The 12,126-nt window shown below is 67.7% G+C and carries 9 protein-coding genes; 5 read left to right on the forward strand and 4 right to left on the reverse strand.

The window, feature by feature from the left end; translation table 11 throughout:
* Window positions 1-76: 76 nt before the first annotated feature.
* On the reverse strand, window positions 77-3,220 hold the full coding sequence (locus ACQ1W9_RS13500; RefSeq protein WP_431023836.1) for a DNA translocase FtsK 4TM domain-containing protein: 3,144 nt from the start codon (window positions 3,218-3,220) through the stop codon (window positions 77-79).
* Between the two features lie 195 nt (window positions 3,221-3,415).
* Here ACQ1W9_RS13500 and aat point away from each other — a divergent pair, with 195 nt between their 5' ends.
* From aat to infA, 3 genes are all read left to right on the forward strand, one after another.
* Window positions 3,416-4,138 (forward strand): leucyl/phenylalanyl-tRNA--protein transferase, encoded by a 723-nt coding sequence (gene aat, locus ACQ1W9_RS13505; protein ID WP_431023837.1) that lies wholly within the window; start codon window positions 3,416-3,418, stop codon window positions 4,136-4,138.
* A gap of 29 nt (window positions 4,139-4,167) precedes the next feature.
* On the forward strand, window positions 4,168-4,905 hold the full coding sequence (locus ACQ1W9_RS13510; protein ID WP_346061990.1) for an arginyltransferase: 738 nt from the start codon (window positions 4,168-4,170) through the stop codon (window positions 4,903-4,905).
* 118 nt (window positions 4,906-5,023) lie between these two features.
* Window positions 5,024-5,242, forward strand: coding sequence for a translation initiation factor IF-1 (infA, locus tag ACQ1W9_RS13515; protein WP_013332816.1), 219 nt, complete (start codon window positions 5,024-5,026; stop codon window positions 5,240-5,242).
* Window positions 5,243-5,381: 139 nt separating this feature from the next.
* Here infA and clpA read toward each other — a convergent pair whose 3' ends face one another.
* The 3 genes from clpA to ACQ1W9_RS13530 form a co-directional block, all read right to left on the reverse strand.
* On the reverse strand, window positions 5,382-7,655 hold the full coding sequence (gene clpA / locus ACQ1W9_RS13520; RefSeq protein ID WP_431023838.1) for an ATP-dependent Clp protease ATP-binding subunit ClpA: 2,274 nt from the start codon (window positions 7,653-7,655) through the stop codon (window positions 5,382-5,384).
* 136 nt (window positions 7,656-7,791) lie between these two features.
* Window positions 7,792-8,154 carry an ATP-dependent Clp protease adapter ClpS gene (gene clpS, locus ACQ1W9_RS13525; RefSeq protein ID WP_346061992.1) on the reverse strand — a complete coding sequence of 121 codons (363 nt, stop codon included), beginning with the start codon at window positions 8,152-8,154 and terminating at the stop codon, window positions 7,792-7,794.
* Window positions 8,155-8,350: 196 nt separating this feature from the next.
* Window positions 8,351-10,585 carry an NADP-dependent isocitrate dehydrogenase gene (locus ACQ1W9_RS13530; protein ID WP_431023839.1) on the reverse strand — a complete coding sequence of 745 codons (2,235 nt, stop codon included), beginning with the start codon at window positions 10,583-10,585 and terminating at the stop codon, window positions 8,351-8,353.
* 365 nt (window positions 10,586-10,950) lie between these two features.
* Between ACQ1W9_RS13530 and ACQ1W9_RS13535 the strand changes: the two genes are divergently transcribed.
* Window positions 10,951-11,601, forward strand: coding sequence for a pseudouridine synthase (locus ACQ1W9_RS13535; RefSeq protein WP_431023840.1), 651 nt, complete (start codon window positions 10,951-10,953; stop codon window positions 11,599-11,601).
* Entirely contained in the window at window positions 11,598-12,050 is a 453-nt protein-coding gene (locus ACQ1W9_RS13540) for an NUDIX hydrolase (protein ID WP_431023841.1), read from the forward strand. The genes ACQ1W9_RS13535 and ACQ1W9_RS13540 overlap by 4 nt, the downstream gene beginning before the upstream one ends.
* Window positions 12,051-12,126 lie beyond the last annotated feature (76 nt).

The following is a 12,126-nucleotide window of genomic DNA, read 5'->3' on the forward strand; positions in this document are numbered from 1 at the left end:
CGGCCCCGCGGCTGGAGTGCCGGGGGGGCCGGGGCTTTCATGGTTGCTGCAAGATTGTGAAACGAGGACACCGGGATCAGTCATTCACCGGTGGCGGCGCCAGCACCTCGCGGCCGCCATTGGTGCCCATGGTGGAGACTACGCCGGCCATCTCCATGGCCTCTACCAGGCGCGCGGCCCGGTTGTAGCCGATCTTGAAGCGCCGCTGCACCGCGGAGATGGAGGCGCGGCGGGACTCGGTGACGAACTGCACCGCCTCGTCATAGAGGGCGTCCTGCTCGGCATCGTCGCCGTCGCCGCCGCCCTCCGCCTCGAGTCCGGCCAGGGCCTCGGCGGAGACGCCACCGGAGAGGATCTCGTCGATATACTCCGGCTCGCCGCGACGCTTCCAGTCCTCCACCACCCGGTGCACCTCGTCATCGTCGACGAAGGCGCCATGCACCCGCATCGGCAGGCCCGCCCCGGGGGGCAGGTAGAGCATGTCGCCGTGGCCCAGCAGGTTCTCGGCGCCGCCCTGATCGAGGATGGTCCGGGAGTCCACCTTGGAGGAGACCTGGAAGGCGATGCGGGTGGGGATATTGGCCTTGATCAGGCCGGTGACCACGTCCACCGAGGGACGCTGGGTAGCGAGGATCAGGTGGATACCCGCGGCCCGGGCCTTCTGGGCCAGGCGCGCGATCAGCTCCTCCACCTTCTTGCCGACGATCATAAACATGTCGGCGAACTCGTCGATCACCACCACGATATAAGGCAGCTTCTCCAGCACCGGCGGCGACTCGTGCATCTGCCAGGGCTGCGGCTCCCAGAGGGGGTCGGCCACCTGGGCTCCGGCCCGGGCGGCCTCGTCGAGCTTGGCATTGAAACCGGCGATATTGCGCACCCCCATGGCGGCCATCAGCTTGTAGCGGCGCTCCATCTCCGCCACGCACCAGCGCAGGCCGTTGGCGGCCTCCTTCATGTCGGTGACCACCGGCGCCAGCAGATGCGGAATGCCGTCGTAGACGGAGAGCTCCAGCATCTTGGGGTCCACCATGATCAGGCGCAGCTCCTCCGGGGTCGCCTTGAGCAGCATGGAGATCAGCATGGCATTGACCCCCACCGACTTGCCCGAACCGGTGGTCCCCGCCACCAGCAGGTGGGGCATCTTGCCCAGGTTGGCCACCACCGGCGCCCCGCCGATATCCTGGCCCAGGGCCAGGGCCAGGGGCGAGGCCTCGTGGAGGTAGCGGTCGGAGTCGAGCACCTCGCGCAGGCGGATCATGGCGCGCTTGGGGTTGGGGATCTCGATGCCCACCGTGGGGCGGCCGGGAATGATCTCCACCACCCGCACGCTCTTGACCATCAGCGAGCGCGCCAGGTCCTTGGCCAGGTTGCTGATCTTGGAGACCTTGACCCCCGCCGCCGGCTTGATCTCGAAGCGGGTGATCACCGGCCCCGGCCAGGTCTCCACCACCTCGGCCTTGACGCCATACTCGCGCAGCCGCACCTCCAGCAGTTCCGCCATGCTGGCCAGCTGCTCCGGGGTGTAGTTGGGCTCATGAGCCTCCGGGGGCGTCAGCAGACGCACCGACGGCACCACGCCCTCCGGGTCACCCAGGTCATCGAACAGCGGACGCTGATTCTGCAGGTGCTCCACGGTCCACAGGGTCGGTCCCTCGTCGGCGGCGGCGCGGCCCTGCTCGGCGGTGGCCAGGCGTGGCTCGTCCTCCTCCCACCCTTCCGGCGTGGCGGGCAGGTCAAGGGGCTCCGCCTCTCGGGAAGAGGACGCCTCCTCGCCGACGGAGAAAGGTGCCGGGGGAGTCGCCGGCGGCGCAGCAGGCCGCGAGCCCTCCTCAGTTGCCGGTGCGGCATCCGGGGGCGCATCTTCTTCGCTCGCCGGCGCCCTTGCCTGGACGCCTGCCCGGGGCGTCGTCAGGGTCGGCTCGTCGTCGTCATCCTCCCAGCCCGCCTCGCTCCAACTGACCAGGCGCGGCTCGCGGCGCTCCGTCGTCGTGGCCTGGGGCCGCGCCGGCGATGGGGGCGCTTCGCCGCTGGGCGTCGTCGCAGCCGCGCTCGATAGCGGGGCGACGCCGGGTTGCTCTGGCTCTGGCTTGGGCTCAGGCTCGGAAGCCGGCACGTCGAGGCGCTCCGCTCTCGGCGTCTCGGCAGCGGCATCCTGCGAGGGCGCCACCGCCGGCGCGTGCCGGTCCGGCCGCTCGACCTCCGCCCGCAGCGCCATACCCGAGGTGGATGGCGGCTCTGCCTCGTCACGGCGGGCGCTCAGGCCGCTCTCGCCCACCGGCGCCGCCGACGACTCGGCGAAACGCCGGGTATAGGCCGCCTCGGGATCCTTGGCGGAAGGGGTATGCGCCGGCACCTCCCAGGGAATCTCGGTATCCCCCTCGAGGCTCGGCTCGGCGCGACGGGAAGCCGCCACGCCGGATGCCGCGGCCAGTTGGGGCGCCTCGCGGCGGGGCAGCCAGCGTCGCCACCAGGGGCGCGCCGTCGAGGCCTCGGCCTCGCGCTTCTCCGGCGACCGCGGTTCGCTCGGCCGCTCGTCCTCCCGCTCGCTATCGCGGCCCCCACCGATCCAGCGCCATAGCCGCTCGGACAGACGCAGCGCCCGCAGCCCCAGCTCGTCCATCAGCGCCAGCCAGGAGAGCCCGCTGAACAGCGGCAGGCCACAGAGCAGGGCCACCAGGGCCAGCAGGGTGGTGCCATGGGCGCCGACCAGAGGCGCCAGGCCGATCATCAGCCCCTCGCCGAGGATCCCTCCCACCGCATAGGGCAGGTTGCTGTCCTCGCTGAAGAAGTGCAGCGCCCCCAGGGTGGTGGTGCCCAGCAGCAGCAACACCAGCCCCCCCAGGCGCACCGCCAGGGCGGTGGCATCCCACTCCAGTTCCAGGCGCCGGGTACGCAGTAGCCGCCAGGCGCCGAACCCCAGCATGCCGGGCCACCACAGGGCACTGGCGCCGAACAGCGAATAGAGGACATCGGCGAGCCAGGCACCGATGGGCCCCATCCAGTTGGCGACCCCGCCCTCCGGGCCGCTGTGCGACCACCCCGGGTCGCCCGACTGGTAGCTGAACAGCGCCAGCAGCAGGAAGACGCAGCCCGCCAGCAATAGAATGACCGCCCCCTCCCGGGAGGCGCCTTGCAGGCGCACGCCGAAACGCCGCGCCTGCTCCTTGGCCTGTTGTGTGGAGACACGACGACCCGTGGTCTTCTTGTCGACGCTCAAATGGTCATCCCCCTTGTGTCTTGCTTCGCCCTGACCGCATCGTCACGGCGAACCTTGTCCGATAGCGTGGCGCCATCATACCGAGCCTAGCCTGTCCCGACGAGGGTGCCTTGTCGATACCGGGAAAGCCGGTCACACTAGGCGTGATGGGCGGAGGCACACCGCCTGGCCCCGTTTCCGATGATACGACCGCCCATGCTGCCTTGGCTCGCCCCTTACCCGGTGCAGTTCCCCGCCCTGGATCAGGCCCTGCGCGACCCGGACGGCCTGCTGGCCGCCGGGGGAGCCCTGACCCCGGCCTGGCTGCTGGCCGCTTACCGGCGCGGCATCTTCCCCTGGTACAGCGATGATCAGCCGATCCTGTGGTGGAGCCCGGACCCGCGCATGGTGCTCTTTCCCGAGGCGCTCCGGGTGCGCCGCAGCCTGGCCAAGCGACTGCGCAATGGCGGCTTCCAGGTTACCCGGGATCACGCCTTCGAGGCGGTCATCGAGCAGTGTGCCGCCAGCCGTGAGGGACGGGAAGGCACCTGGATCACCGACGAGATGCGCGATGCCTACTGCCTGATGCATGCCCGGGGCCATGCCCATTCGGTGGAAGTGTGGCAGGACGACGCCCTGGTGGGCGGCCTCTATGGCATGGCCCTGGGCCGGGTCTTCTTCGGCGAGTCGATGTTCTCGCGGGTGTCGGATGCCTCCAAGGTGGCATTGGTGCACCTCTGCCGTCATCTCCAGGCCCATGGCGGCGGCCTGATCGACTGCCAGATGCACACCGACCACCTGGCCAGCCTGGGGGCCCGGGACATCGCCCGGGAGACGTTCATCGGCTATCTTGAGCAGTATGTCGACCGGGCCAGCGGTGCCTGGGCGACTAGTGAGCGGGCGAGCATGGAGCCCCCTTCCGTGCCTACCCCGCCCTGACGTCAGTGAGCCCGGAGGAGACGGCGACCGTGAGCAGTAATGCGCCGCAGCGCCCGGTACGAGACCTGCGTTTCTTTCTGACCATCCCGCACCCCTGCAGCTACCTCAAGGAGCGGGAGGCCACGACCCTGTTCCTGGACCCCCAGGAGTCCCCGGGGCAGGGAGTCTATGACGCCCTCTCCCTGCTGGGCTTCCGGCGCAGCGGGCGTCACCTCTATCGGCCCCATTGCGAGGGCTGCCATGCCTGTATCTCGGTGCGCATCCCGGTGGCGGAGTTTCGCCCCAGCCGCACCCAACGCAAGCTGATGCACCGCAACGCCGACCTGACCCTGTTCGAGCGCCCCGCGCGCTTCCATGAAGAGCACTACCAGCTCTATGACCGCTATATTCGTACCCGCCATGCCGATGGCGACATGTACCCGCCCAGCCACGAGCAGTACCGCACCTTCCTGACCCTCGATCACCCCTATGCGCGGCTGCTGGAGTTTCGCCTCGACGGGCGCCTGGTGGCGGTCTCGGCCATCGACCTGCTGAGTCACGGCATCTCGGCCATCTACACCTTCTTCGACCCGGACCCGGCCTTCGACCGCCGCTCCCTGGGCACCTATGCGGTGCTGCGCACCCTGCGCCTCGCCGAGGAGCGGGCGCTGCCCCATGTCTACCTGGGTTACTGGATCCGCGAGTGCCGCAAGATGAACTACAAGCAGGCCTTCCAGCCCCTGGAGTACCTCGATGGACGCACCTGGCGCCGACTAATCGCGCTGTGATTTTTGCCTTGACGCACGGCATGCGGCACAATATCGCGCTATCTTGATCAGCGACGGCCTCATGGCCGTCAGTGTCGCGTCGCGGCAGCCGAGTGACCATCAATGAGGAAACGCCTATATGGCACGTGAAGACCATATCGAAATGGAAGGGGTCGTCGTCGATACCCTCCCCAACACTATGTTCCGCGTGGAGCTGGAGAACGGCCACGTCGTTACCGCCCACATCTCCGGCAAGATGCGCAAGAACTATATCCGCATCCTGACCGGCGACAAGGTCAAGGTCGAGCTGACCCCCTACGACCTCTCCAAGGGACGCATCGTCTACCGCTCCCGCTGAGTCGTGCCCAGCCGGGCTCGACCACCCCGCGCCTCGCCGGCGCCACCCGACCCACCGGCCAGTAGAAAAGACGACGCCCCGTCGATTGACAGGGCGCCGGTCGGTGGTGGCCGGCCCGCAGGCCGACCGGTGTCTAGGCTCAGGCCACCTCGGCCTCGGTGGCCAGATGCAACTCGTCGCTGCCCTCCTCCACGGTGACGTGGACCACGCCGCCATGTTCGGCGAGCTCGCCGAACAGGATCAGCTCCGCCAGGGGCTTCTTGAGTTTCTCCTGGATCAGTCGGGCCATGGGCCGCGCGCCCATCTCCGGGTCGTAGCCACGCTCGGCCAACCAGGCCCGGGCCGGCTCGTCCACGTCCAGTTGCACCCGCTTCTCGTCGAGCTGCGCCTGCAGCTCCACCAGGAACTTGTCCACCACGTTGCGCACCACCTTGGGGTCCAGGCCATGGAACTGGATGATGCCATCCAGGCGGTTGCGGAACTCCGGCGAGAAGGTCTTGCGAATCACCTCCATGCCATCGGTGGAGTGGTCCTGGGTCTGGAAGCCGATGGAGCGCCGTGCGATCTGCTCGGCGCCGGCATTGGAGGTCATGATCAGGATCACATGGCGGAAATCCGCCTCGCGACCGTTGTTGTCGGTGAGGCGACCGTGATCCATCACCTGCAGCAGCAGGTTGAAGACCTCCGGATGGGCCTTCTCGATCTCGTCGAGCAGCAACACGCAGTGGGGCTGCTTGGTGATCGCCTCGGTGAGCAGACCGCCCTGATCGTAGCCCACATAGCCCGGGGGCGCGCCGATCAGCCGTGACACCGTGTGACGCTCCATGTACTCGGACATGTCGAAGCGCACCAGCTCGATGCCCATGATCTTGGCCAACTGGCGGGCCACCTCGGTCTTGCCCACCCCGGTGGGGCCGGCGAAAAGGAAGCTGCCCACCGGCTTGTCCGGGGACTTGAGGCCGGCCCGGGAGAGCTTGATGGCCGCCGCCAGGCTGTCGATGGCCTCGTCCTGGCCGAACACCAGCATCTTCAGGTCGCGATCGAGCTTCGACAGCAACTTGCGGTCGGAGCTGGAGACGCTCTTCGGCGGAATCCGCGCGATGGAGGCCACCACCGCCTCGACCTGATCCACGTCGATGGTATCGACCCGCACCTCCGGCGGCAGCAGGCGCTGGTGGGCACCGGCCTCGTCGATCACATCGATGGCCTTGTCGGGCAGGTGGCGATCATTGATATAGCGATCCGCTAGGCGCACCGCGCTCTCCAAGGCCGAGTCGGTGTACTTCAGCTTGTGGTGCTCCTCGAAGCGACCACGCAGTCCCTTGAGGATGCGGATGGTGTCATCCACCGAGGGCGCCATCACGTCGACCTTCTGGAAACGCCGCGCCAGGGCGCGATCCTTCTCGAAGATGCCGCGATACTCCTGGAAGGTGGTGGAACCGATGCAGCGCAGCTCGCCGGAGGAGAGCAGCGGCTTGAGCAGGTTGGAGGCATCCATCACCCCGCCGGAGGCGGCCCCGGCACCGATCACGGTGTGAATCTCATCGATGAAGAGGATGGCATTGGGTTGCTTGCGCAGCTCGGCCAGCAGGCTCTTGAGGCGCTTCTCGAAGTCGCCGCGATACTTGGTGCCGGCCAGCAGGGCCCCCATGTCCAGGGAGTAGACCACGGCATCGTTGATGACGTCGGGCACCTCCTCCTCGACGACGCGCTTGGCCAGCCCCTCGGCGATGGCGGTCTTGCCGACGCCGGCCTCACCCACCAGCAGGGGGTTGTTCTTGCGCCGCCGGGCGAGGATCTGCACCACTCGCTCCAGTTCGTGCTCGCGCCCGATCAGCGGATCGATCTTGCCGAGCCGCGCCTGCTCGTTGAGGTTGGTGGCATAGCTGGTCAGCGGATGGTTGCCGCCCTCGGCCACCCCCTCCTCGGCCTCCTCGGCATCCGGCGCCTGGGGGGCCGCGCTCTGGCCATGGCCGGCAACCTTGGAGATGCCATGGGCGATGTAGTTGACCGCATCGACCCGCGCCACGTTCTGCTGCTTGAGGAAGTAGACCGCCTGGCTCTCCTGCTCGGAGAAGATCGCCACCAGCACATTGGCGCCGGTCACCTCGCTCTTGCCGGAGGACTGCACGTGGAAGACGGCACGCTGCAGCACGCGCTGAAAGCCCAGGGTCGGCTGGGTCTCGCGATCGCTCTGATCCTCGGGGATCAGCGGCGTGGTGGAGTTGATGAAATCCTGCAGATCGGACCGCAGCTTGTCGAGATTGGCCCCACAAGCCCTAAGCACATCCGCCGCGGAGGCGTTGTCCAGCAGGGCCAGCAGCAGATGCTCCACGGTCATGAACTCGTGACGCTTGGAACGCGCCACGGTAAAGGCCGTGTTCAGGGTCAGTTCAAGTTCTTTGCTCAGCATGGCAGTCCCCTTCTTGCCGCCTCGGGCTTCAACCGGTGGGCACCGGCAGTTTCACCATCGGGCACTTTCACGACGTTGGCAACCCCCTGGGGCGTTGCCCGCGAGTGCGGTGGCCTCCTGCGACCGTGATCGCGTCTCAATCGGCCCTGTCGATATCACACAGCAACGGGTGCTGGCACTCTCTGGCATATTGATTGACTTGGTGGCTTTTGGTTTCCGCGATATCTCGCGTAAAGATGCCGCAGGTCGCCTTGCCCTGGGTATGCACCGCCAACATCACCTGCACCGCCTTCTCTTGATCCATATGGAAGAAGACCTGCAGCACCTCCACCACGAACTCCATGGGGGTGAAGTCATCGTTGTGCAAGACCACCTTGTACATGGGAGGGTGAGCCAGCTCCGGATCGGCGCTCTGCACCGCCAGGTCGCCATCGCCCTCCTCGTCGGGTCGGGTCATGCCGGCGAATACGCCCCGCCAGGGTTCCTCTGTCTTGAACATATGAAGCACTACCCATTTCTACAAGCCACCCGGCGCGGCGCGTCTCAACCCTGGTTGGACGCCCGGGCCGGTGGCGGGTTCATTTATCAAGATGCGGCCTGCCCGGCACGCATGCAAGGGCCTAATGCAAAAGGCCCCCGCCCATGATACGGGCGGGGGCCGTCGCACCACTGGTCTCAGGGGCGCGCCGGGGCTATCAGCCCTGGGCCACCAGGGCCAGGGCGGCATTGAGGGTGGCGCTGGGGCGCATCACCGCCTCGGTCTGCTCACCGTTCGGGTGGTAGTAGCCCTGGATATCCACGGCCTGCCCCTGCACCGCATTGAGCTCCTCGACGATCACCGCCTCCTTGGCATGGAACTCCTCGGCCAGCTTGCCGAACAGCGTCTTGAGCTCGGCGTCCTCGTCCTGGGCGGCCAGGGCCTCGGCCCAGTACATGGCCAGGTAGAAATGGCTGCCGCGGTTATCCAGCTCGCCGACCTTGCGCGACGGCGACTTGTTGCTGTCGAGGAACTTGCCGTTGGCCTCGTCCAGCGCCTTGGCCAGCACCCGGGCGCGGGCATTGTCGAAGGTCTTGCCCAGGTGCTCCAGGGAGGCGGCCAGGGCCAGGAACTCGCCCAGGGAGTCCCAGCGCAGGTGGTTCTCCTCGAGGAGCTGCTGGACGTGCTTGGGCGCGGAGCCGCCGGCACCGGTCTCGAACAGGCCGCCACCGTTCATCAGCGGCACGATGGAGAGCATCTTGGCGCTGGTGCCCAGCTCCATGATCGGGAAGAGGTCGGTGAGGTAGTCGCGCAGCACGTTGCCGGTGACGGAGATGGTGTCCTCGCCGCGGCGGATGCGCTCCAGGGAGAACTTCATGGCATCCACCGGCGCCAGGATGCGGATATCCAGGCCGCTGGTGTCATGCTCCTGGAGGTAGGTCTCGACCTTCTTGATCAGCTCGGCGTCGTGGCCACGCTGGGCGTCGAGCCAGAACACCGCCGGGGTCTCGCTGTCGCGGGCGCGAGTCACGGCGAGCTTGACCCAGTCCTTGATCGGGGCGTCCTTGGTCTGACACATGCGCCAGATATCGCCCTTCTCCACGGCGTGCTCGAAGAGCACCTCGCCGGCGTCGCTGGTGACGCGCACGGTGCCGTCGGCGGGAATCTGGAAGGTCTTGTCGTGGGAGCCGTACTCCTCGGCCTTCTGGGCCATCAGGCCGACATTGGGCACACTGCCCATGGTGGTCGGGTCGAAGGCGCCGTTGGCCTTGCAGTCGTCGATGGTGGCCTGATAGATGGTGGCGTAGCAGCGATCGGGAATCACCGCCTTGGTGTCATGCAGGGCGTCGTCGGCGCCCCACATCTTGCCGGAGTCGCGGATCATCGCCGGCATGGAGGCGTCGATGATCACGTCGCTGGGCACGTGCAGGTTGGTGATGCCCTTGTGGGAGTTGACCATGGCCAGGCGCGGACGCTCGGCATAGAGCGCCTCGATATCGGCCTTGATCTCGTCCTGCTGGGCGGCGGGCAGCTTGGCGATGGTGGCATAGAGGTCACCGATGCCGTTGTTGGCATCGAAACCGACCCGTTCCAGGGCCTCGGCGTGCTTGTCCAGCACCTCGCGGTAGAAGGTCTCGACCACGATGCCGAACATGATCGGGTCGGAGACCTTCATCATGGTGGCCTTGAGGTGCAGGGAGAAGAGCACGTCACGCGCCTTGGCATCGGCGACCTGCTCGGCGATAAAGGCGCTCAGCGCCTTGTGGCTCATCACCGCGGCGTCGATCACCTCGCCGGCCAGTACCGGGGTCTTCTCCTTGAGCACGGTGGGGGTGCCGTCCTTGCCGACCAGCTCGATCTTCACCGCGCCCTCGGCGGCCAGGGTGGCGGACTTCTCGCTGCCGTAGAAGTCCCCCTCGCTCATGCAGGCCACGTGGGACTGGGAATCGGCGCTCCACTCGCCCATGCGGTGCGGGTACTTGCGGGCATAGTTCTTCACCGACTTGGGGGCGCGACGATCGCTGTTGCCCTCGCGCAGCACCGGGTTCACGGCGCTGCCCTTGACCCGGTCATAGCGCGCCTTGATATCGCGCTCCACGTCGCTGGTGGGCTCGTCTGGGTAGTCGGGCAGCTTGTAGCCCTGGCCCTGCAGCTCGCGGATGGCCGCCTTGAGCTGCGGCACCGAGGCGCTGATATTGGGCAGCTTGATGATATTGGCTTCGGGGGTCTTGGCCAGCTCGCCGAGCTCGGCCAGGTGATCGCCGAGCTGCTGCTCGTCGCTCAGGTAGTCGGGAAACAGGCAGATGATGCGGCCGGCCAGGGAAATGTCCCGGGTCTCCACGCTGATACCGGCGGAGTCGGTGTAGGCATCGATGATCGGCAGCAGGGAATAGGTGGCCAGGGCCGGCGCTTCGTCGGTAAGCGTGTAGATAATCTTCGGCGTTTTTGACATGTTGGCGTTGATCTCTCTGGTCAATGCGGTGGCATGAAACTGGATCGGTAGCGCGCGCTGACGATGTCCGCCTCGGGGGCTCTATGCGGCCCGCCCGGCAAGGCGATGAAGCCGGGTCTATCTGGGGGCCTGCCGGACTTAACACTGATCCACTGCGATTCTCGTCACGATCGGCTAAATCCGACAGGCCCCTGGCAGGGAACATCGGCGCCCGGCAGGTTGCTTGTAGCAGGCCCCGACGTGTCGAGGGCGCTCCCGGCGAGCGGCGGCATTATATCAGCGCGCCCGGCTCGGCGCATAAGCAATAAGGGTAAGTCGGTCGCGCCCCCTGCCATCCCGCCCCGCTTGCCGGTAAGCTTGCCCTTATGAGCACCCTCTATCTCCTCCACAAGCCCTACCGCATGCTTTCCCAGTTCACCGACCGCTCGGCCGGTGCGGGGGAGCGGCGTGCCACCCTGGCCGACGTCATCCAGGTGCCGGGGATCTATCCGGCGGGACGCCTCGACCACGACTCCGAAGGCTTGCTGCTGCTCTCCGATGACGGCGAGCTGATCCATCGCATCAGCCACCCCCGCCACAAGCAGCCCAAGACCTATCGGGTCCAGGTGGAGGGCGTGCCCGACGACGACGCCCTGGCGGCGCTGCGCCGCGGCGTCACCCTGGGTGACGGCCCCACCCGCCCCGCCAGGGTGCGCCGCCTGGACGCTTCCGGCCTGCCCGAGCGCGACCCGCCCCTGGACCCCAGGCGCCACCCGGTCACCACCTGGCTGGAGCTGACCATCAGCGAGGGGCGCAATCGCCAGGTGCGGCGCATGACCGCCCAGGTGGGGCACCCTACCCTGCGCCTGGTGCGCATCGCCATCGGCCCCTGGCGCCTGGACGGCCTGGCCCCCGGCGAGTGGCGCAGCGAGACCCTGCATGCCCCGGCCAAGCCCCAGGATCGCCCTGCCAAGGGCGCCATGCGCGGTGCCAAGCCGGCGAGCCGCGGCCGCGCCAAGCCGAGGCGTGGCCGGTGAGCCGCTGGAGCCCCCGGGTCACCGTGGCCTGCGTGGTGGAGCGCGATGGCCGCTACCTGGTGGTGGAAGAGGAACGCGGCGGCCCCGCCACCCTCTTCAACCAGCCCGCCGGTCATCTGGAGCCAGGCGAAAGCCTGGTCGAGGCGGTGTGTCGCGAGGTGCTCGAGGAGACCGCCTGGCGGGTCACCCCGCTGGCCTACCTGGGGCTCTACTGCTTTCGCACCGATTCGGGGCTGACCTTCCATAGCCACGGCTTTATCGCCCGAGCCGAGGCTCGCCTCGAGCGCGCACTCGATAGCGATATCCTCGCCTGTCACTGGCTGACCCGCGACGAGCTGGAGGCCCTGGCCCGCGACGGCCGCCTGCGCAGCCCCCTGGTGTTGCGGCGCATCCGCGATGCCGCGGCGGGGCACCACTACCCGCTGGAGGTGATTCACGAGCCACTCTGAGGTGGCGCCATCCTGTCGAGGCTCACCGGGCTTGCCGCTCGCAGGCGAGCCCTCCCGAGCGCCGCCCCGGCCACAC

This window comes from Halomonas sp. H5 (assembly GCF_050613175.1).
Taxonomy (GTDB): Bacteria; Pseudomonadota; Gammaproteobacteria; order Pseudomonadales; family Halomonadaceae; genus Bisbaumannia; species Bisbaumannia salifodinae.